This window comes from Psychromarinibacter halotolerans (assembly GCF_029168315.1).
Taxonomy (GTDB): domain Bacteria; phylum Pseudomonadota; class Alphaproteobacteria; order Rhodobacterales; family Rhodobacteraceae; genus Psychromarinibacter; species Psychromarinibacter halotolerans.
In genome coordinates, this window is the sequence record NZ_JARGYD010000005.1 from 208,534 (window position 1) to 229,161 (window position 20,628).

The window sequence follows — 20,628 nt, forward strand, 5'->3', positions numbered from 1 at the left end:
GTCAGCCGCCCGTGGAATCCATCGTCGGGCCGCCGGTGTCGGTGACCAGACCGATGTTCTTGAACCCGCCCGCGTTCAGCGCACCCATCAGTTCGGCGACGCGCGCGTAGGGGATGTTTCCGTCGGCCCGCAGGAAGATCTTGTTGCTGGTCCGCTCGGCGGCGATGGCGCGCAGGCGGCCGATCAGTTCGTCCCGCGCGATCGCGGTCGTCTGGATCATGATGGTGCCCTCGGCGTCGATCGTCACCGTCAGCGGTTCTTCCTGATCGACCGGCAGCGCCTCGGCCGCCGTTTCGGGCAGTTCGATGGGAACGCCCACCGTCAGAAGCGGCGCAGACACCATGAAGATAATCAGCAGCACCAGCATCACGTCCACGAACGGCGTGATGTTGATCTCGGACATGGCGGCGGCCCCGCCCCGGCGGGCGCGACGGCCCCGGCGCTTGCCGCCACCGCTTTTGATGACACCTGCCCCCATGTCAGGCGGCCAGCTGGCGGCTGAGAATGGTCGAGAATTCGTCCGCGAAGCTTTCATAGCCCGCGACGATCTTGTCGCTGTCGGCGCTTAGCTTGTTATAGGCGACAACGGCCGGGATAGCCGCGAGAAGGCCAAGCCCGGTGGCCAGAAGCGCCTCGGCGATGCCGGGGGCCACGACGGCCAGCGAGGTGTTCTGCTGGCCCGCGATCTCGATGAACGAGTTCATGATGCCCCAGACGGTGCCGAACAGCCCGACGAAGGGCGCGGTGGACCCGACCGTGGCAAGGAACGGCAGGCTCGACGTCAGTTCGTCGGCTTCCTTGTTGATCGCGACGTCCATCGACCGGTCGATGCGCGACTGCGCCCCGGCGATCAGGCCGCCGTCCTGCCGGTGGCTGCGACGCCATTCCAGCATCCCGGCGGCAAAGATCTTTTCGGACGCGCCCTCGGGGGCGGTGCCGATCTGGTCGTACAGTTCGTCCAGCGGTTCGCCCGACCAGAAGGCCGCGTCGAAGGCGGCCTGTTCGCGGCGGGCGGCGCGATAGGCGATGGACTTGCGGATGATGATGGCCCAGCCCCAGAACGACGCCGCGATCAGCAGGATCATCACCAGCTGCACGACAAAGGACGCGTGGCTAAACAGCCCGAAGAAGGAGAAATCGGCTTCCATAGATCCTGCTCTGTATTCGGCCCGGCGTATCAGGCTCTTTGTTGGTGTCGTCCTTACCGGATTGTCAGGTCAAAATCCAGAATCACTGCAAGTGGAAGACACGAGCGCGTGTTCAGGCCGAAATTTGGCGGAGAATTGCCGGAAGCCGCGCTGGCCGCCCGGCGGACGTGAGCGCAACAAGGGTCACACTGGCCGAGAACAGAAGGGTGTCGCCGCGTTTGACGTCCTGCCGCAGCACCAGCCGCGCCGCCGTTGTGTCCGCGGTTGTCGTCTCGACCGTCAGGGTGTCGCCGAAATGCGCGGGCGACAGATAGTCGGCCTCGACCCGCCGCACTGCAAAGACAGTGCCGGTTTCCTCCTTCAGGGCGCGTTGGTCGATACCCATCGCCTCGACCATCTCGGTCCGGGCGCGTTCGATGAACTTCAGGTAGTTCGCGTAATAGACGATGCCGGCAAGGTCGGTGTCCTCATAGTAGACGCGACAGCGGTATTCGTGGGTCATTTTGCCTCGCTTCCTTCCCCGGCACGGCAATTGCCATTGCTGGGGGCCGCCGCCAATCTAGTTTGGCTCTGCACGACAGGGAAGGCGGGTGGATGGTGAAGGTTCTGAAGGTCTTGGGCGGGCTGATCGCGGTGTTCGCCTTGGCTGTGGTGGCGTTGCGCGTGATGTATCCGCTGCCGGACCTTCCCGAAACCGGCGAACTGCCCGATCCGACCGAGACAGAGCTGACCCGGCTGGTCGGCGCGCAGACAGCCGCGCATCCGGATGTTTCGGGCATCGTCGCGTTGGAAAGCGGGCTGGACGCCTTTGCGGCCCGCGTGGTTCTGACGCGTTCGGCGACGGCCAGCATCGACGCGCAATACTATATCTGGCACGACGATCTGACGGGCCTTCGCCTGCTGGCCGAACTGCAAGCGGCGGCAAAGCGTGGCGTGACCGTGCGGCTGCTGGTCGATGACAACGGCACGCCCACGCTGGACCCCGAGCTTTCGGCGCTGGACGCGCTGCCGACCGCCGAAGTGCGGATCTTCAATCCCTTCACGTTCCGGACATGGCGTCCGCTGAACTACGCCTTCGATTTCTTCCGCCTGAACCGGCGGATGCACAACAAATCGATGACCTTCGACCGCCGCGCCACCATCGTCGGCGGGCGAAACGTGGGCGACATCTATTTCGCGAAGGGGGACAACCAGTACATCGACCTCGACGTGCTGGCGATCGGGCCTGCGGCGGACGCGGTGACCGAGGATTTCAACCGCTATTGGGCCAGCGGGTCGTCCTATGCGATCGCGGATCTGGTGACCTTTCAAGACGACTGGGCCGACCGATTGGAACGCCGGGACGCCGAGAACCGCACCTCGGAGGAAGGGCAGGAGTACGCCGAAGCCGTGCAGGGCGCGGCGTTGCTCGACAACCTGCGCAACCAGACGGTGCCGTTCGAGTGGGTGCCTGCGCAGTTGTTCAGCGACGATCCCGCCAAAGGGCTGGGCGAGGCAGCCGAGACGCCGATGATGCGCACCCTGCTGGAGGCCATCGGCGAGCCGGAAATCTCGTTCGACATCATGTCCGCCTATTTCATCGCAGGCCCCTCGGCGACCGACCGCTTGGTGTCCTTTGCCGAGAATGGCGTGGCCGTGCGGGTGCTGACCAATTCGTTGGAGGCCACGGACGTGGTGCCGGTGCATTCGGGCTATATCGAGGATCGCGTGCCGCTGTTGCGCGGCGGGGTCGATCTGTTCGAACTTCGCAGCGCGGCGGAAGGGGAACGCAGCCTAAGTGAGTTCGGCTTGTCTGATCTGTCCGACGCGGCGCTTCACGCCAAAAGCTTCGCGGTCGACCGCCAGCGTGCCTTCATCGGGTCGATGAACTTCGATCCACGGTCGCGGCGGCTGAACACAGAGATGGGCTTTCTGATCGACAGCCCTGCGCTGGCCGAGCGTATCTCGGGCTGGCTGGACGACAACCTTTCGGGCCTGACGTATCAGGTGAGCGAGACCGAAGACGGTTCCCTGCAATGGAGCGAAACGAACGCCAGCGGAGAGGTGACGACGTGGGACACCGAACCGAACACCACGGTGCCGCTGCGCATCGCCGTTCGCGTCATTTCGTGGCTGCCGATCGAGTGGCTGCTGTAACCGGCGGCGTGGCCTAGGCGCCGGCGGCGGACATACGGGCGAACAGGCGCAGCGCATGGCTGGGGTCCTGCGCCACCGCCGGCATCACCGGGTCATAGCCTGCGGCGATCACGCCCGCGATTTCGGGTCGCAGGATGACCTTGCCGCCCGCGACCGCCAGCGGCGAGCGCGCCGAAAAGGCCGTGTCGGACCACAGCAGCACCGACTGCGCCACTTGCCCAAGCGCCAGTTCCTCTGCCGGGATGGCGGACATGGCGGCGTCCATCCGCAGAAAGACGAAACAGGCCTTCACCGCGCCATCGGCATCGAAGCGGAACACGCGGTACTGGTTCGCATCTGCCGCTTGCAGCCGGTCGACCAAGGGCGTCAGCCCCTCGATCATCCGGCCAAGGTCAGGCACGTCCAGCAGTTCGGCCCAGTCGCGGAAGAAGAAGAACATCAGGTTCGCGCCAAGCTCAGGGTCGGTTTCGGCCATCTTGTGACCGGCCAGCGCGACGACGGCCTCGCACGCGCCCTTCACGACCTGAAGCGTCGCATCCTCTACGCCGAAAACAATCGGCGCGATGGGGCGGCCCCAGCGGGCGAACAGGTAGGAGCCGTCAGAGCGGGTGAACAGGGCGGTGATATCTTCGGGCGTCAGGGTCATGATGCGGGGCTAGCCCGAGCGGCGCGCCTGAGCAAGCCCGTGGCCGCCGCCGTGGCGCTATTCGAACAGGTCGTCCTGTCCCGGCGCCTTCGGCGCGTCCAGCCCAAGATGAGACCACGCCTTCGCCGCCAGCATCCGTCCGCGCGGGGTGCGCTGGATCAGGCCCTGCTGCAGCAGGTAGGGCTCGATCACCTCTTCGATGGCATCGCGGCTTTCGCTCAGCGCGGCGCTGATCGTCTCGACCCCCACCGGGCCGCCGCCGTAGTTCTCGGCGATCATGCCAAGATAGCGGCGGTCCGCGCCATCCAGGCCAAGGTGATCCACGCCCAGCCGCGTCAGCGCGCCATCCGCGATCTCTTGCCCGATGCGGCCGTCACCCTCGACCACCGCGAAATCGACCACACGGCGCAGCAGACGCCCCGCGATCCGGGGTGTGCCACGCGCGCGCTTGGCGATCTCGGACACGCCCTGCGCGTCGGCGTCGATGCCCAGCAGGCGCGCGCCTCGCGCGACGATCTCGGACAGTTCGCCGGGGGTGTAGAATTGAAGGCGGATCGGGATGCCGAAGCGGTCGCGCAGCGGCGTGGTCAGCAGGCCCAGCCGCGTCGTCGCGCCGACCAGCGTGAAGGGCTGAAGCTCGATCCGCACGGTCCGCGCCGCCGGACCCTCGCCGATCACGAGGTCCAGTTCGAAATCCTCCATCGCCGGGTACAGGACCTCTTCCACCACCGGGTTCAGGCGGTGGATCTCATCGATGAACAGGACGTCGTTGCGTTCGAGGTTGGTCAGGATCGCCGCAAGGTCGCCAGCCTTGGCCAGCACCGGCCCCGAGGTCATGCGGAAGTTCACCCCCAGTTCACGCGCGATGATCTGGGCCAGCGTCGTCTTGCCCAGCCCCGGCGGGCCGTGGAACAGCGCGTGGTCCATCGCCTCGCCCCGGCGCCGGGCGCTTTCGATGAACACGCGCAGGTTGGCGCGCGCTTCGGCCTGTCCGATGAACTCCGTCAGACCCTGCGGGCGCAGGGCGCGGTCGACATCCTCGGGGCGCCGGTCGGGGCGCAGGGTGGGGTCCGGTTCGGTCATCGCTTATCCCTTCGGCGCCAGCAGCTTCAGCGCGGCGCGGATCAGGCCCGATGTCTCGGTCTCGTTCTGCGCGGCCTCGGCCACGGCACCCGCAGCCTCGCCCGGGGCATAGCCAAGGTTCGTAAGCGCGCTCAGCGCCTCTGCCTGCGCGGCCGCCGCGCCAGAGGCGCGCTTGGGTTTCGGGGCAGGGCGGGGCGCGGCAGAGCTGCCGGGTTCGATCACCTCGGCCAGTTCGGCGGTGTCGGATGGCACCGCACCGCCCATCGCCATGACCGTGTGGGCCTTGTCCTTCAACTCGTTCACCACGCGCTGCGCGATCTTGGGGCCGACGCCGGGGGCCGCCTTGATCGCGTTCCAGTCGCCCAACGAGATCGCGCGGCTGACGCCCTCGGGCCCAAGGGTGCCAAGGATCGCCATCGACGCCTTCGCCCCGATGCCCTGCACCGACATCAGCATCCGGTGCCATTCCTTTTCCAGCGGGGTGGTGAAGCCGAACAGCTGCAGCAGGTCCTCGCGAACCAGAAGATCGGTGTACAGCGCGACCGCCTCGCCGGGGCCGGGCAGGGCGGCCAGCGTCCGGTCCGACACATGGATGACGTAGCCAACGCCGCCCACGTCGATCAGTACATGGTCGGTCCCGCGATAATCCAGCCGTCCCGCGATGCGCCCGATCATGCCGCGCCCCGTGCGCTGCGGGCTTCGGATTTGCGCAGCGCGGCCTCCAGCCGGCCCGACGACCGGGCGTGGTGCGCGTGGCACAAGGCGATGGCCAGCGCGTCGGCGGCGTCGGGGCCGCTGATGTCGACGCCCGGCAATTGCAGGCGCACCATGTGGTCGATCTGTTGCTTGGCGGCATGGCCGACGCCGACGACGGTCTTCTTGACCTGGTTCGGGGCGTATTCGCCTACGTCCAGCCCAGCCTGAGCGGGCACGAGAAGCGCGATGGCGCGGGCCTGACCCAGCTTCAACGTCCCGGCGCTGTCCTTGTTGACGAAGGTATGTTCGACCGCAGCCGTGTTGGGCGCAAACCGTGCGACCACATCGGTCAGCTGTTCGTGCAGGCACAACAGCCGGGTCGCCAGGTCGTCGCTGCCCTCGGACCGGCACACCCCGTTTGCGACATGCGAAATCCGCGTTCCGGCCACGTCGATGATTCCCCAGCCCATCATGCGAAGGCCCGGGTCGATCCCCAAAACACGCATCTGCCTCACCTGCTCGCTCATTTGTTTGTGAAAACTTAGCACGAAACGCGAACATCCGCCAAGCCCGGTTCGGACAGGCGTGCCGCAGGAATGCCGATTTTGCAGCTTGAATGCGTCACCCGAAATGTCGTTTGCGACGCTTGAAGCCGGTTCGTATTCGTATAAAAAACACGCAGTTCTCAAAACGCCCAAGATATGCGCAAACAGCATGGCTTCCATGCAAAATTGCGGCTTGCTCGGGCGAAGCGCGATCTCTAACTGCCGCTTCACGACGCATGATGCGCCGCTGAAAAGTGCAGCCTAAGAGGAGATCGCTGATGGCTCTTTATGATACCGCCCGCCCGACTGTCGACGGTCGCCCTGCAATGCGTCCCGCCGGCCTGTTCGGCCAGTTTGTCGGCATTTTTGCCGCGTGGAACGACACCCGCGTGACCCGCAACGCCCTGTCGCACCTGTCGGACCACGAACTGGACGACCTTGGCCTTCACCGCGGTGACATCGACAACGTGTCGCGTCGCGGCCGCCGCTGATTGCGGCATCATTCCCGGACGGGCCGAACGGTCGATGTCCGGGTCGGAATAAACGAAGGGCCACGTTCCGCGTATCGGAACGTGGCCCTTTTTTCGCTCTCTGTGGCCCCCACCTTCTCAGAGAACGAATTTGATAGCGTCCACCACCTTGTGTGACACCGGATCAAGCGCCATCGCCGCGGCGGCGACGCGCCCGAAGGCCCCGCTTTCCGCAAGATCGTTCCGCTTCTCGGCGTAGGCCACCGGGCCAAGCTGGAGGAACAGGAAGATCTTGAAGGCGAATACGGCCAGCATGAACTGCAGCAGCTTCGCGACCGGGAAAGAGCGACGGCTCTTCTTCCGGCGGGCAAGTTCGAGACCGTCATGGTTGAAGCTTTCAACCGATTGGTCCGGGCGGCTTAGGACAGCGTGTTTCATGGATCACTAGCAGCAGACTAAAAACCAGTGTCGAACGCGGCAGCGTCGTTGCGACATGGGCAAAATCTTGTCGAATTGGGGCGAAAATGTGGCAACCAGAGCGTGTTGCCCGAATCCGGACAGATTTACACGCATAGGGTGAGTCGCTCTGTTTTAACTTGAAACAGTCCTAATTTTACTTAGAAATTGTTCTCTAAACTTGCGCGCACTCGCCGGTTGACCCTACGACTCGGACCCCGGAAATGGGGCCAAAAAAAGACCGCGACACTTGCGTGGCGCGGTCCAGTCCGAACGAAGAGTCTACTCCTCGGGAGTATTCGGGAATTCCTGTCGTCGCGGCGCGGGGCCGGATCGTGGGGCGGGCTGTTCTTGCGGGCCTCCTCTGCCCTTGTTCTGCGCCCGGCTGCAAAGCCACCGCTGCGAAACTGTTGCACGCTTCATTGAATTCAAATGTGGCCAGAGTTTGACGCAAAACGAGGACGGGCGGAATTCCGCCCTATTCGTTTCAGGCGCGCCGCAGAATCAGCGTGGTCCAGTCAACGATCTCTTCCCGGTGCTCGGCATTGAATCCGTTTTGGGAATAGACCGCGATCACCTCGTCCGCCTGTTCATTGAGAATGCCCGACAGAATCGCGACACCGCCGGGGGCGGTGGCCTGCGCGATCGAGGGCGACAGGTCGATCAGCGGACCCTTCAGGATATTCGCGAAGATCAGGTCGTACGGCGCGGCAGCGGCCAGTGCCGGATGATCCAGCCCGGCGGCCTCGTGGCAGGAGACTTCGCCCGCCATGCCGTTCGCCGCAAGGTTCGCCTCGGCGACCTCGACCGCGACGGCGTCGATGTCGCTGGCCAGGACCTGCGCATCGGGGAAGGCGCGCTTGGCCGCCATCGCCAGAACGGCGGTGCCGCAGCCAAGATCCAGCGCCCGAGACGGGACAAGGCCCGCGTCGATCAGACGGTCGAAGGCGCGCAGGCAGCCCAGCGTCGTGCCGTGGTGCCCGGTGCCAAACGCCATCGCCGCCTCGATCAGCAGGGCGATCGACCCTTCGGGCACCTTGTCGGCGTCGTGACTGCCGTAGACGAAGAACCGCCCGGCCACGACCGGTGCCAGTTCGCGGCGAACCTTGGCGACCCAGTCGGTTTCCGGCAGTTCGGAGATCACGAAGTCGCCGCCGCCGAAGGCTGCCGTCAGCAAGGCCAGTCCGGCCTCGTCCGGCTGTTCGGTGAAATAGCCGCCGACTTCCCACAAGCCAGAGCCGTCTTCGACTTCGAAGACCCCCACGCCTGTCGGTTCCGGCTGCAGCCGTTCCATAGCTTCGCCAAGCGCCTCGGCGCGGTCCTTGCCCTTAAGGGTCGTCAATGCGGTCCAGGTGGTCATGGCGCCCTATAGCGGCAGCGCCGTGCTCTCTGCAAGCGGCGATCAGATGGGTCGTGCAGGGACACCCGCGACCTTGCCATTGGCCGGAACGTCCCGGCTGACCACCGCGCCCGCAGCCACAAGGGCGCCGTCGCCGATGGTGACGCCCGGCAGGATTACCGCGCGGCCGCCGATCCAGACATCGGCGCCGATGGTGACGGGCAGGGCGCGTTCCAGCCCCTCGGCGCGCTTAGCGGCGTCGTGGTGGTGGTCGGCGCAATAGATATGGACGCCGGGGCCCAGCAAGCTGCGCGCGCCGATTTCCACGCGCGCGGTGTCAAGCACGGTGCAGAAGGCGTTCAGATAGACGCCATCGCCGATGTGGATGTTCACACCGTAGGCGCAGTGGAACGGCGCCTCGATCATCGCGTTGTCGCCCAACGCACCCAGCAGGCCGCGCAGACGCGGACCACAGGCCCCGCGTTGGCCGGGATCCATGCTTGAATGCTCATGAACGGCCCTGCGGGCTTTGGCGCGCAGGGCTTCCAGTTCATCGGTCAGGCAAGAGTACCAGGCGCCGTCCTCGACGCCCGGCAGCGCGTTCGTCACGCACCGGTTCCAATCGGGCAGGTCACGCCGGTGCCGCCCAGCCCGCAATAGCCGGCGGGGTTCTTGGCGAGGTACTGCTGGTGATAGTCCTCGGCATAGAAGAACGTGGGCGCAGGCAGGATTTCCGTTGTGATGTCGCCATATCCGGCCTTGGCCAGCCGCGGCGCGAAGTCGGCCTTGGTCCGCTCGGCCGCGGCCTTCTGGGCGTCGGTGAAATAGTAGATGCCCGACCGGTACTGCGTGCCCATGTCGTTGCCCTGCCGCATTCCCTGCGTCGGGTCGTGGCCCTCCCAGAACAGTTGCAGCAACTCGTCATAGCTGACGACCGACGGGTCGTAGATTACGCGAACCACCTCGTTGTGGCCGGTCAGACCGGTGCAGACCTCTTCGTAGGTCGGGTTCGGGGTGATCCCGGCGGCATAACCGGCCATCGACAGCCAAACGCCGTCGGTCTGCCAGAACTTGCGCTCGACGCCCCAGAAACAGCCCATGCCGAAGATCGCCTCTTCCATGCCGTCGGGCACCGAGGCCTTCAGGTCGCGCCCGTTGATGAAGTGGGTGTCTGCGGTGGGGATCGGGTTCGGCCGACCGGGCAGCGCGTCTGCCTTGGTCACCATCTCGGTCTTCTTGCGCTTGAGCGTAAACATCGCGTGTCTCCCTTCCTGGGTGTCCTCCCCCATATAGGGCAGGGCGGGCGCGGCTGCTACTCTGCCGGCGCGGGCAGGCCGCCCGAGAACACCGTCTCGTTACCAGGCGCCGGGTGGCGCGGGATCATCAGCGCAAGACACAGCGAGGTCACAGCCATCGCGGCGGCAAGAACGAACACGCTGCCCGGCGACACGATCCACAGATAGCCCAGCACCGCCGGAAGGAAGACGGCCGCGATATGGTTGATCGTAAAGGCGACGGCCGCCGTGGGGGCGATGTCGCCGGGATCGGCGATCTTCTGAAAGTAGGTCTTCAGCGCGAACGCGAGGGTGAAGAAGATGTGGTCGACGATATAAAGCGCCGCCGCCAGCGCGACGCCCCAGCCGAACCAGTAGATCCCGCCATAGGCCATAAACACCAGCGCAAGGCCGCAGTATTCGAACGCCAGCGCCCGGCGTTCGCCCCAGCGGGCGACGGCGCGGCCCATCAGGGGGGCGAACAGCATGTTGGCAAGGAAGTTGATCAGGAACAGCGCCGTGACCTCGTGCACCTCGAAGCCGAAGCGTTCCACCATCATGAAGGCGGCGAAGACGGTGAAAATCTGACGCCGCGCGCCCGACATGAACTGCAACGCGTAGTACAGCCAGTAGCGGCGGCGCAGGACCATCTTCTTGATTTGCGGGTTCGGCGCCTCGAACTGGGGGTAGGCGAAGAAACAGAACAGCGCGATCAGCGCGGTCGTGCCGCCGGACACGAGGTAGACGAAGTTATAAGAAAGCTCGAAGGTCTTCCACGTCAGCACCAGCAGGCCATAGGCCAGCAGGGACGCGCCAGAGCCGATGCCGACGATCCAGCCCAGCAGCTGCGGCGCCTTTTCCTTTTCGATCCACTGAAGCTGCAGCGACTGGTTCACCGTCTCGAAATAGTGGAACCCGATCGACGACAGCATGGTGATCGTCAGGATGCCGCCAAGGCTGGGGAACCACGCGGTCACTGCCGTCGCGACGCCCAGCAGCAAAAGCGCGACGACGCCCAGAACCTGTTCCCGCATGAACATGATCAGCGCGATGACCCCGATGGCCAGAAAGCCGGGGATCTCGCGCACGGTATGCAGCCAGCCGATCTCGACCCCGGTGAAGTCCGCGACCTCGATGACGAAATTGTTCAGCAGCGCCGACCACGTCGCGAAGGCGATGGGCATGGCGAATGCCATGAGGAACAGCAGGGAAACGGGGCGTTGCCAAAGGGGCAGGTGCCGCGCCTCGGCAAGGGGAAGGATGCGCATGGCATGTTTCTTAGGAGCATTCGCCAGCCTTGGCGAGTGGATTTTTGCCGCGCTGCGGCGTCCTTCAGCCGTGGGTCTGTGCGGCGTGGTCCGCGATTTGCGCGGCCTCCTGCGCGGACTGCCGAAGCTGGCCGTTCGGTGAAGCATGGTACGAACAGAAATACAGGCCCCTGCGCCCGCTGGGACCGCCCGAGACCTTGGGGCGCCCGCTGGCATCAAGAACGTCCGGGACGTCGGGCAGGAAGGTGGTCAGATCCACACGATAGCCGGTGGCGGCGATCAGCGTGTCATAGGTGGCGTTCGTGTCGTCCGCGAAATGGACCGTGCCGTCGTCGAAGCGCGTGATGCCGGGATGGACGGCGATCCGCCCCGCCTTGATCGCCGCCAGCACGCCCACGTCGATCATCGGAACGCGTCCGTCCTCGACCACCTGCCGCACCGGCCCCTTGTCCGCGCGGCGCAGGCCATAGTCCTCGGGGCGGCCGACCAGCGTCTCGATCACCGGGGCGCTCAGGCGGTCGGCGGCGGCGGGTCCCAGCGCGCGGCGCAGCAGGCTGAGAGAGGTCACAGGCACGCCCAATATCTCAAGCGGGACGATGTTGACCGGGCTCCGCACCGACAGGCCGGTGGCGATGCCCGCGCCCGCAAGGTCGGTGGCGATGTCGGCGCCAGAGTTGCCGAAGCCCACCACCAGCACCTTCCGGTCAAGGAACCGATGTGGATTGCGATACTCGGACCCGTGCATCACCGGGCCGGGAAAGCCGTCAAGGCCGGGCCAGTCCGGACGGTTCGGCTGGCCGTTCAGCCCCGTCGCGAAGACCACCACATCGGCGAAGTCGTCACCGTGTTCGTGGCGGACGATCCAGCCCTCATCCTCGGGATCGACCCTGTCCACCGCATAGCCAAGCCGGACGTCCAGATCGAAGGTCTGCGCATAGCTTTCAAGATAGGCGGCCATGTCGGCGCGCGATGGGTATTTGCCCGCGCTGGCAGGAATAGGCAGCCCCGGCAGGCCAGAGGTCTTGCGCGAGGTGTGAAGCCGCAGGCTGTCGTAGTGGTCGTGCCACGCCGATCCGATCCGGTCGTTCCGTTCAAGGACGGCAACCTCGAACCCGGCCTTCTGCAAGCAGACCGCCGTGGCAAGACCCGATGGGCCAGCGCCGATGACGATCGCGCTGCGCGTCATGTTAGGCCGGGACGGGGATCATCGTCCCCTGCAGCACGGCGACATGCGTGCTGTCGCTGCCGGTGTCGGCCCACACGTCGGCGGCGACGACGATCAGGCGGCGGCCTGACTTGATCACCCGGCCGACGGCGCGCAACCGGTCCCCCCGCGCAGGGGCCAGCAGGTTGATCTTCATCTCGACCGTCAGCACCTCGTCGGTTTCGTCCAGCAGTGTCAGCGCCGAATATCCCGCCGCGCTGTCGCCGATGCCGAAGCTGACGGCGGCGTGGGCGAACCCGTGCTGTTGTTTGGTTGAGTCGATGATGGGCGCGCTGATCGTCACCTGACCGGGCTCGATCCCGTCAAGCCGGGCGCCGAAGGTGCCCATCAGGGTCTGCCGGGCAAAGCTGTCGCGGATCTTGTCGCGGTATCCGTCGAACCGGGGTTTCACGAGCATCGCCCCGGCATCGGGATCTCGGCGGTGAACGGCCCCGTCAGGATCGCAAGCGCCTCTGGCCGCATCAGCCCGGCCAGTGCGGGCGCGTCGGTCCTGAGCCCGCCGGTGTAGGTGCCGAAGGCGGGCAGGATCACCCGGTCGCTGTCGTACAGGAAACAGGGCCGCGTCACGGCACGGCCACGGGCGTGCAGCGTGGCCTTCGGGTGGTAATGTCCCGAAATCTCGCCGCTGGCGCCGGGTCGCGCGATGTGGCGAAAGCTAAGCGGGGCGTGCTGAAGCTCGGCCAGATGCGTGCCGCCGATGCTGACGGGACCGGGATCGTGGTTGCCCTCGATCCAGACCCAGCGCCGCCCGGCCATCAGCCGGTTGAGCCAATCGACCGCCTCGGTGTCCAGCCCGTCCCGCGCAAGACCGTCGTCGAAGCTGTCGCCAAGACACACGACGCTGCGCGGATCGAGCCATTCGATCTCGGCGTCCAGCCGGGCCAGCGTGTCCTGTGTTTCATACGGGGGCAGCAGGCTGCCGCCGCGCCGGGCGATGCGTTCCGATTTTCCAAGGTGCAGATCCGAGACGACCAGCAGCCGCTGAGCGGGCCACCAAAGGGCGCCGGTGCCCCGGGCGATCAGCTCCGCGCCGGCCAGTGTGAACGTCTGCTCGTTCTGTAATTGTTCCGCTCGCATTCCCTAGATAGACGACGCCGCATGGCAGTCGTCAATAGGGCACGCGCCAGCCCCGGCGGGGTTTTGCCTTTTGGCTTTCGTCCAGACCCGCGTCCTGCATCAGGCGCATTGCCTCTTCCGCCACCAGCCGGTCGGTTGCCATGCCTTGGATCGGAACCTTGCCTACCTCCAGCAGCATCGGCGCGGCCAGCGGCGTCACCCGGTCCAGCGCGACGTGGTCGATGCGGCCGCGCGTCCGGTCCAGCATTTCCTCGACGCGGCCGAAGTCGACGAGGCCCTTCAGCGCCTCTTCGCGCGTGATCTCCAGCAGCAGGTGGCCGGGGTCGTAGCGGCGCAGGGTGTCGTACAGGATGTCGGACGAAAACGTCGCCTGCTTGCCGGTCTTGCGCTGGCCGCCGGTCTGGCGGTCGATCAGCCCGGCGATCACCGCGCTGGCCTTGAACGTGCGCTTCATCACCGCGTTTCCGCCCAACCACGTCTCGAACGCGGTACGCAGGTTGCCCGGTTCGAACAACGCGGCAGGATCTTCCAGACGGTCCAGCCCCCAGATCAGCACGGCGTAATCCGTGGACACGAAGCCCAGCGGGTGCAGGCCAAGAACCTCCATCCGTTGTGTCAGCAGCAGGCCCAGCGTCTGCATCGCGTTGCGCCCGGCAAAGCCGTAGATGCAGGCGTGCTCGCGCCCGTCCCACGGGAAGGTCTCGACCAGCAGGCGGTCGGCCTCGGGCATCTTCGACACCTCGCGCTGAAGCGACAGCCATTCTGCGGTGTGGTCGGGCAGCTCGGGCCAGCTGTCCTGCTGGAACATCCGCAGGATACGGTGCGACAGCTGGGTCGAGGTGGCGAACTTGGTGCCCATGAACGTCGCGACGCGGGGCTTGGAATGGTTGGTGCGCGTCACCTCGACGGTGGTTTCGCGCAGTCCTTCATAACGGACGATCCGCCCGGCCATCAGGAAAGTGTCGCCCTTCGTCAGCGTCGCGGCAAAGCCTTCCTCGATCTCGCCCAGCGGTTTGCCCTGACCGCGCATCCGGACCTTCACAAGCTCGCTGTCCTGAATCGTGCCGATGTTCATGCGGATCTGCCGCGCCGCGCGCGGGTCGCGCAGGGTCCATGTCCCGTCGGGCGCCTGCTTTAGCCGCTGCCAGCGGTCATAGGCCCGCAGCGCATAGCCGCCGGTGGCCACGAAATCGAGGCAGGCGTCGAACTGTGCCCGCGTCAGCGCGGCATAGGGCCCGGCAGTAGTAACGTCGGCAAACAGCGCGTCGGCGTCGATTGGACCGGCGCAGGCGGAGATCAGGATCTGCTGGCACAGCACGTCGCGGGGGCCGGGGCCGCGCGGGTCGCCGTCCAGCTGATGCGCCTTTGCCGCTTCCAGCGCAGCGACGCATTCGACGACTTCGAACCGGTTGGCGGGCACCAACAGCGCCTTCGATGGCGCATTGTAGCGGTGGTTGGCGCGCCCGATCCGCTGGATCAGCCGCTTGACGTTCTTCGGCGCGCCGACCTGAATGATCAGATCCACGTCGCCCCAGTCGATGCCTAGGTCCAGCGTCCCGGTGCAGACGATGGCGCGCAGCTCTCCGGCGATCATGGCCGCCTCGACCCTCTGGCGCTGTTCGCGGGCAAGGCTGCCGTGGTGGATGCCGATCGGCAGATCCTCGTCGTTGGCCAGCCACAGGTTGTGAAAGAAGATCTCGGCCTGCGCGCGGGTGTTGTGGAAAATCAGCGTCGTCTTATGCCGCTTTACCTGTTCCAGCACCGCCGGAATCGCATAGGCGCCGCCGCCACCAGCCCAAGGCGGTTGCTCTTCGGTTTCCAGCATACGGATGTCGGCATCCGGGCCCGGGTCGGCGTGAAGGATCTCGCAAGGGTCGGGATGCCGCGCAAGGAACCGCGCCAGCGCCGGCGGATCCTCGACCGTGGCGGACAGGCCGACACGGCGCAGGTCCGGGCACAGCGACTGAAGCCGCGCCAGCCCCAGCATCAGCTGATCGCCGCGCTTCGATTCCGCCAGCGCGTGGATCTCGTCGACGATCACCCGCTGCAGCCCCGCGAACATGCGCGGCGCGTCCTCGTAGCTAAGCAGCAGCGCAAGGCTTTCCGGCGTGGTCAGCAGGATGTGGGGCGGGTCGGCGCGCTGGCGCTTCTTCTGGGTGGCCGAGGTGTCGCCGGTGCGATCCTCGATCCGGATCGGCAGCCGCATCTCCTCGACCGGCGTGGACAGGTTGCGGCGGATGTCCGAGGCCAGCGCCTTCAGCGGCGAGACATACAGCGTGTGCAGCCCCTGATGCCCGCCGTCTGCCAGTTCCGCCAGCGTCGGCAGGAACCCCGCCAACGTCTTGCCGCCCCCGGTGGGCGCCACCAGCATCAGTGCAGGCGCATCGGCGCGGTCCAGCATGGCCTGCTGGTGCGGGTGCACGGTCCATCCCTTGGAGGCGAACCAGTCGGTGAAGGCAGAGGGCAGGGCGACCATGCGGACAGAGATAGGGTGCCACCCCGCCCGCGTCGATCCTCAGAAGATCGACTGTTTGAGGGGCAGCTTGACTGGGGCAGGGAAGCCGGCGGCGAGATCGGTCCAGAAGCGGCCGTGCAGAACGTCCGGGAAGACGTGCCCGGCGGGCAGGGCGTCGCGCGTGAACCAGCCGGCTTCGGCGATCGCTTCGTCCTCTGCCGGGTTGGCGGTCACGTCGATCTCTCCCGATACATAGTCGGCGACGTGCCAGAACTTGACCATCCGGCCGTGGCCGTCGATCAATTCGTCGATGTAGGCAAGGCTGCGGCTGCGTGCGCGTATGCCGGTTTCCTCTAAGCACTCGCGCTCGGCTGCGGCGGCCAGGTCCTCGGCCCCCTCGACGCCACCGCCGGGCGGCGCCCAGAAATCATAGCGGCCGGGTTTGAAGTGCCGGGCAAGCAGCACCGTCTCGCCCCGCAGGACCAGCGCCCCGGCCGAGATCCGGTGCCTCATCGCGACCGCCTCAGGACGCGCACTTGCGCGCGAGGCCCTCGGCGATCTCGTTCACTTCCTTGGCGAAGCGTTCCGGGCCAATGGCCCAAGCCTCGTCCGCCCAGGATACGAAGCGTTCCAGCAGGGGCTTGAAGGTTTTGCGCTCTTCCTCGGTCCAGCTGGACAGGAACTCGCCCATCACGAGGTATTTGAACCGCCGCACCGCGTCGACGATGGCGCGGCCCCGGTCGGTCAGTTCGACAATGGTGCGCCGGGCGTCGGTCTGGCTGACCGCGCGGCGGGCAAGCCCCTTGCCGATCAGGTCGGACACCATGCGGGACGCGCGAGAGGGGTCGATGTTCAGCCGCTGTGCGACCGTTGCGACCATCGTCTCGGGTTCGCGGTCCTTGCCGAATTCCTTGGACGGGGCCCAGATCGCGATCAGGACGTCCAGCTGCGGCAGATCGATTTCCGAATCCAGCCCGAAAGCCTGTAGCGCGGCGCGGCCAAGCTCGCGTTTGTTCACGCGGCGACGCCAAGCTTGCAGCGACGCGTCGATGTCGAGCGCATCTTCCGTGACGCTGTGCGCGATTCCCGCTGACGCTAGAAACTCCGCGATGACTTCATCCCGAGACGGTATGGCCCTGTCCTCCAGTTTTGATCCTGCCCGTATCATACGGCGGAAACGTAGTTTTACAAATACATGCTATTGACATGCAATTGATTGCAGCACAAGTATGGTCCCAACACGAGGGCATCAAGGCCGCGAGTCGCGGTTTTCCTGTCTTCGGCCACATTTTTTTAAGGAAAACACCGTGTCACAGGATTTGCATACGCATCCTGACGGCGTGGACCGAGCGAAACTGAAGCTGACCTTCGTGGCCGTCGTTTCGGTCCTATTGCTGGCCTCTCTGGGCCAAACCGTCGTCACCACCGCCCTGCCGATCATCGTCGGCGAACTGGGCGGTCTCGACCAGATCACATGGGTGATCACCGCCTACCTGATGGCGGCCACCGTCGGCGCGCCGGTCTTCGGCAAGCTTGGCGACCTGTACGGGCGCAAGAGGGTGCTGCAGATCGGCATCGGCGTCTTCCTGTTGGGCTCGCTGCTCAGCGCATCGGCGGGCAGCATCTGGACGCTGGTGCTGGGCCGCTTCGTGCAGGGCCTTGGCGGCGGCGGCCTGATCGTCGTTTCGATGGCCACTGTCGCCGACGTCGTGCCGCCGCGCCAACGCGGCCGGTATCAGGGCTTCCTCGGCGGCGTGTTCGGCTTCTCGACCGTAATCGGGCCGCTGGCTGGCGGTTTCATCGTTCAACATTTCCACTGGAGCTGGATGTTCCTTCTGAACGTCCCGCTGGGCCTTGTGGCCTTTACCATTCTCGCCATCGTGCTTGAGTCTCTCCCACCGCGCCGGAAACCGGTCATTGACTATGCCGGCGCGGGACTCTTGGCGGCAACCCTCTCCCTGGCCGTCATAATCGCTAGCATCGGTGGCAATCCCGTCCCCTGGACGAGCCCGGTGATGTTGGCCCTGTACGCGGCGCTTGCCGTCGCGCTCGGGGCCTTCATCACTGCGGAATATCGCGCGAAGGAGCCGGTGCTGCCGTTGCAGCTTTTCCGGATCAACAACTTCGTGGTGTCGAACACGGTGGGCACGATCATCGGTGTCGCCATGTTCGGAACGATCACCTTCGTTCCCATGTTCATGCAGGTCGTGAAGGGACTTTCCCCGGCCCAATCCGGTCTGTTCATCTTCCCGATGATGCTGGGCATGATCACCGCCTCGACCCTGTCGGGCATCTTCATGTCGCGCACCGGACGGTATCGCATCCTGCCGGTGTTCTCGACCCTGCTGCTGGCCGTCGCGATGGGCGCGCTATCGACGCTGTCGCCCTCCACGCCGAACTGGCTGATCGTCGTTTGCGTCATGGCGGCGGGTATCGGCATCGGGCCGGTGATGGGCGTCGGGGTGACCGCGATCCAGAACTCGGTTCCCGGCAACATGGTCGGCGTCGGCACGGCAAGCGCCAACATGTTCCGGCTGATCGGCGGGTCGCTGGGCACAGCGCTGTTCGGGGCGATCTTCTCGCACGGGCTGACGCGCGAGCTTGGGTCGGCTCTGGGCGGGGCGAACCCGCGAGCGCTGACGGCGCAGGCGATCTCGGCGATGGACCCGGACCTGCAGGCGCAGGTCGGACTGGGCATCGCCCACGCCCTTCAGCCGGTCTTCCTGATCGGCGCGGTCATGGCCTGCCTTGCCTGCCTTGTCGCGCTGCTGATGGTGGAGTTGCCGCTGTCGGACCGCGTGCCGGACCGAAATTCGAACGAGCCGGCCACGGTGCCGGCGGAGTAGGGCGGAGGAGCCCTAATGAGCGCCGCCCGTTCGAGGAAGGTCCGGGTGACGCGTTCGTGGAACAAGGGGGCATGCTCGGGCCCCCTTGTTTCAATTTAGGGGTCAGGCCTTGGCGGCGATGACGGTGATCTCGACGATCATGTTCGGCGCCGCAAGGTTCGCCTGACCGCACGCACGGGCCGGAGCGGCACCAGCGGGAAGCCAAGCGTCCCACACGGTGTTCATGTCGTTGAAGTCGCGCATGTCGGCCAGCCAGATGATCGCCTGCAGCAGGTGGCTCTTGTCAGAGCCGGCTTCGGCCAGCAGCGCGTCGATCTTGTCGAGGCAGTCCTGCGTCTGGGTCTTGATGTCCGCGCCAGCGGTGCCGACTTGGCCGGCCAGATAGACGGTGTCGCCATGCGTCACGATCTGGCTCATGCGGTCATTGGTATGTTTGCGTTCGATCTCGGCCATGTCGGTCCTCGTTCTTCGGGTTTCAGTCCGAGGCGATGTAGACGCGGGGCCGAGGCAAGGTCCAGAGCGGATGGCGCGAACGCCGGGGAAAGCGCGGTCGTTCCTTCGCGCTTTGCCTATTTCACGATCTTCTCGTCCTTCACGAACATGTTCGCCCACGCCCGGTCGATCAATTCGGGGGTCATCTGGTAGGGGATGCCCTCGAATTCGCAGATGGCGATCATCTGGTCGATCAGGAAGATCGGCTGGTAGTTCGCGTAGACGTTGTCGATCGTCGGGTACTTGTTCTTGATCAGGTGCACGAGCGTCTTCTCGTCCAGCGGCATCTTCTTCTTTTTCGCGACCAGCGCGAAGATCTTGAGGAAGTCCTTCTGGCTTGGCCCGTCGATCTTGATCTTGAAGAAGATCCGGCGCAGGGCTGCCTTGTCGAAGATTTCGTTCGGGTGGAAGTTGGTCGAGAAGATCACCAGCGTGTCGAACGGCACCTCGAACTTTTCGCCTGATTGCAGGGCAAGGATGTCCTTCGATTCCTCCAGCGGCACGATCCAGCGGTTGATCAGCGCCTGCGGCGGTTCCTTCTGGCGGCCAAGGTCGTCGACGATGAACACGCCGCCGGTGGATTTCAGCTGCAACGGCGCCTGATAGGTGCGCGAAGTGGCGTTGTAGACAAGGTCGAGCATGTCCAAGGACAGTTCACCACCCGTGATCACGGTCGGACGCTCGCACAGGACATACCGCCGGTCATAGCGGTTCGAGGTGCGGCGCAGCTGAGTCGGATCGTCTTCCAGTTCTTCGGCGACGGTGTGCACGATGGGGTCGTAAACCGTGATCACCTGACCGGAATAGAACACGGCGCGCGGCACGAAGATGGTGTCGCCCAGCGCGTCGCGGATGCCGTTCGAGATCGAGGATTTACCGTTGCCCGGCGGGCCGTACATCAGGATCGACCGGCCAGAGCCGACCGCCGGGCCAAGCTGGTCGATCAGCGTCGGCGGCAGGATCAGGTGGCCCATCGCGCCGGTCAGCTGGTCGCGGGACATGTGAATGTTGCGGATCGACTGGCGCTTGACCTGCTGGCCGTAGTCTTCCAACGGAACGGGCATCGCGCCGTAGTATTCCGACTGCGACAGCGCATCCAGCGCGCGGGCCTTGCCCGCGTCGGCCAGTTGATAGCCCATCTCGCCGCCAGAGTTGGCGTGCAGCGTGCCTGTCGCCTCGATCAGGCGCTGGGTGCGGCAAAGGTCGATCAGTTCCTGCGTGACCTGAACCGGCAGCGCCAGCACGCGGGCAAGCTCTGTCACCTGCTCGAGATTGCGGCGGAACATCGTCTTCAGCAGGATGTCACGCATCACCACGACGGGCAGGCCGGTATCGTCCAGGCTACGCGGGGCCGGGGGCGCCATTACCGGGGCGGCTTGCATGTTCATCGACTGCTCTCCAACGATATGGCCTTGCGGCCCGATCTGCTCCGGGTGTTCCGGTCGCGACCCTTGACAGGTTGACTTCGTTGG

Annotated in this window: 23 protein-coding genes; 3 read left to right on the forward strand and 20 right to left on the reverse strand. The window is 65.5% G+C overall.

All coding sequences use genetic code 11. The features are described from left to right. Position 1 precedes the first annotated feature (1 nt). The 3 genes from tolR to ybgC all read right to left on the reverse strand — a co-directional run bounded on the left by tolR (position 2) and on the right by ybgC (position 1,650). A complete protein-coding gene (gene tolR / locus P1K30_RS14700; RefSeq protein WP_275633511.1) occupies positions 2-478 on the reverse strand; it encodes a protein TolR in 477 nt (158 codons plus the stop codon). Position 479: 1 nt separating this feature from the next. Further along, positions 480-1,148, reverse strand: a complete 669-nt coding sequence (tolQ, locus tag P1K30_RS14705) for a protein TolQ (protein WP_275633512.1) — start codon at positions 1,146-1,148, stop codon at positions 480-482. Positions 1,149-1,260: 112 nt separating this feature from the next. Next, positions 1,261-1,650, reverse strand: a complete 390-nt coding sequence (gene ybgC / locus P1K30_RS14710) for a tol-pal system-associated acyl-CoA thioesterase (RefSeq protein WP_275633513.1) — start codon at positions 1,648-1,650, stop codon at positions 1,261-1,263. A 92-nt stretch (positions 1,651-1,742) separates the two neighbouring features. On the opposite strand from ybgC, the gene P1K30_RS14715 reads away from it, so the two are divergent. After that, on the forward strand, positions 1,743-3,284 hold the full coding sequence (locus P1K30_RS14715; RefSeq protein WP_275633514.1) for a phospholipase D family protein: 1,542 nt from the start codon (positions 1,743-1,745) through the stop codon (positions 3,282-3,284). Positions 3,285-3,297: 13 nt separating this feature from the next. On the opposite strand, the gene P1K30_RS14720 is transcribed toward P1K30_RS14715, so the two are convergent. The 4 genes from P1K30_RS14720 to ruvC all read right to left on the reverse strand — a co-directional run bounded on the left by P1K30_RS14720 (position 3,298) and on the right by ruvC (position 6,215). Further along, positions 3,298-3,924, reverse strand: coding sequence for a hypothetical protein (locus tag P1K30_RS14720; protein WP_275633612.1), 627 nt, complete (start codon positions 3,922-3,924; stop codon positions 3,298-3,300). A gap of 63 nt (positions 3,925-3,987) precedes the next feature. After that, the gene (gene ruvB / locus P1K30_RS14725; protein ID WP_275633515.1) at positions 3,988-5,013 is read right to left on the reverse strand and encodes a Holliday junction branch migration DNA helicase RuvB; all 1,026 of its coding nucleotides are present in this window, start codon (positions 5,011-5,013) and stop codon (positions 3,988-3,990) included. 3 nt (positions 5,014-5,016) lie between these two features. Continuing rightward, positions 5,017-5,688, reverse strand: coding sequence for a Holliday junction branch migration protein RuvA (ruvA, locus tag P1K30_RS14730; RefSeq protein WP_275633516.1), 672 nt, complete (start codon positions 5,686-5,688; stop codon positions 5,017-5,019). After that, entirely contained in the window at positions 5,685-6,215 is a 531-nt protein-coding gene (gene ruvC / locus P1K30_RS14735) for a crossover junction endodeoxyribonuclease RuvC (RefSeq protein ID WP_275633613.1), read from the reverse strand. The genes ruvA and ruvC overlap by 4 nt, the downstream gene beginning before the upstream one ends. A gap of 317 nt (positions 6,216-6,532) precedes the next feature. Between ruvC and P1K30_RS14740 the strand changes: the two genes are divergently transcribed. Beyond that, positions 6,533-6,745 (forward strand): DUF1127 domain-containing protein, encoded by a 213-nt coding sequence (locus tag P1K30_RS14740; protein WP_379560512.1) that lies wholly within the window; start codon positions 6,533-6,535, stop codon positions 6,743-6,745. A 117-nt stretch (positions 6,746-6,862) separates the two neighbouring features. On the opposite strand, the gene P1K30_RS14745 is transcribed toward P1K30_RS14740, so the two are convergent. The 11 genes from P1K30_RS14745 to P1K30_RS14795 all read right to left on the reverse strand — a co-directional run bounded on the left by P1K30_RS14745 (position 6,863) and on the right by P1K30_RS14795 (position 16,836). Then, positions 6,863-7,162 (reverse strand): hypothetical protein, encoded by a 300-nt coding sequence (locus P1K30_RS14745; protein ID WP_275633517.1) that lies wholly within the window; start codon positions 7,160-7,162, stop codon positions 6,863-6,865. Between the two features lie 505 nt (positions 7,163-7,667). Continuing rightward, positions 7,668-8,540 carry a 50S ribosomal protein L11 methyltransferase gene (locus P1K30_RS14750; protein WP_275633518.1) on the reverse strand — a complete coding sequence of 291 codons (873 nt, stop codon included), beginning with the start codon at positions 8,538-8,540 and terminating at the stop codon, positions 7,668-7,670. Positions 8,541-8,582: 42 nt separating this feature from the next. Beyond that, positions 8,583-9,128: a sugar O-acetyltransferase gene (locus P1K30_RS14755; RefSeq protein ID WP_275633519.1), complete on the reverse strand. Its 546-nt coding sequence runs from the start codon at positions 9,126-9,128 to the stop codon at positions 8,583-8,585. Next, the gene (msrA, locus tag P1K30_RS14760) at positions 9,125-9,775 is read right to left on the reverse strand and encodes a peptide-methionine (S)-S-oxide reductase MsrA (RefSeq protein ID WP_275633520.1); all 651 of its coding nucleotides are present in this window, start codon (positions 9,773-9,775) and stop codon (positions 9,125-9,127) included. The genes P1K30_RS14755 and msrA overlap by 4 nt, the downstream gene beginning before the upstream one ends. Before the next feature lie 56 nt (positions 9,776-9,831). Then, positions 9,832-11,061 (reverse strand): MFS transporter, encoded by a 1,230-nt coding sequence (locus P1K30_RS14765; protein WP_275633521.1) that lies wholly within the window; start codon positions 11,059-11,061, stop codon positions 9,832-9,834. A gap of 64 nt (positions 11,062-11,125) precedes the next feature. Beyond that, positions 11,126-12,247, reverse strand: a complete 1,122-nt coding sequence (locus P1K30_RS14770; protein ID WP_275633522.1) for a flavin-containing monooxygenase — start codon at positions 12,245-12,247, stop codon at positions 11,126-11,128. A gap of 1 nt (position 12,248) precedes the next feature. Continuing rightward, positions 12,249-12,683, reverse strand: coding sequence for a PaaI family thioesterase (locus P1K30_RS14775; protein ID WP_275633523.1), 435 nt, complete (start codon positions 12,681-12,683; stop codon positions 12,249-12,251). Then, the gene (gene pdeM / locus P1K30_RS14780; RefSeq protein WP_275633524.1) at positions 12,674-13,363 is read right to left on the reverse strand and encodes a ligase-associated DNA damage response endonuclease PdeM; all 690 of its coding nucleotides are present in this window, start codon (positions 13,361-13,363) and stop codon (positions 12,674-12,676) included. The genes P1K30_RS14775 and pdeM overlap by 10 nt, the downstream gene beginning before the upstream one ends. A 31-nt stretch (positions 13,364-13,394) precedes the next feature. Next, positions 13,395-15,839: a ligase-associated DNA damage response DEXH box helicase gene (locus P1K30_RS14785; protein WP_275633525.1), complete on the reverse strand. Its 2,445-nt coding sequence runs from the start codon at positions 15,837-15,839 to the stop codon at positions 13,395-13,397. A 39-nt stretch (positions 15,840-15,878) separates the two neighbouring features. Continuing rightward, positions 15,879-16,331 (reverse strand): NUDIX domain-containing protein, encoded by a 453-nt coding sequence (locus P1K30_RS14790; protein WP_275633526.1) that lies wholly within the window; start codon positions 16,329-16,331, stop codon positions 15,879-15,881. 10 nt (positions 16,332-16,341) lie between these two features. Then, the gene (locus tag P1K30_RS14795) at positions 16,342-16,836 is read right to left on the reverse strand and encodes a MarR family winged helix-turn-helix transcriptional regulator (RefSeq protein WP_275633527.1); all 495 of its coding nucleotides are present in this window, start codon (positions 16,834-16,836) and stop codon (positions 16,342-16,344) included. Positions 16,837-17,158: 322 nt separating this feature from the next. Here P1K30_RS14795 and P1K30_RS14800 point away from each other — a divergent pair, with 322 nt between their 5' ends. After that, on the forward strand, positions 17,159-18,664 hold the full coding sequence (locus tag P1K30_RS14800; protein ID WP_275633528.1) for an MDR family MFS transporter: 1,506 nt from the start codon (positions 17,159-17,161) through the stop codon (positions 18,662-18,664). A 102-nt stretch (positions 18,665-18,766) separates the two neighbouring features. Here P1K30_RS14800 and P1K30_RS14805 read toward each other — a convergent pair whose 3' ends face one another. Both P1K30_RS14805 and P1K30_RS14810 read right to left on the reverse strand, forming a co-directional pair. Then, positions 18,767-19,117: a RidA family protein gene (locus P1K30_RS14805; RefSeq protein WP_275633529.1), complete on the reverse strand. Its 351-nt coding sequence runs from the start codon at positions 19,115-19,117 to the stop codon at positions 18,767-18,769. A 116-nt stretch (positions 19,118-19,233) separates the two neighbouring features. After that, entirely contained in the window at positions 19,234-20,544 is a 1,311-nt protein-coding gene (locus P1K30_RS14810; protein WP_275633530.1) for a P-loop NTPase family protein, read from the reverse strand. Positions 20,545-20,628 lie beyond the last annotated feature (84 nt).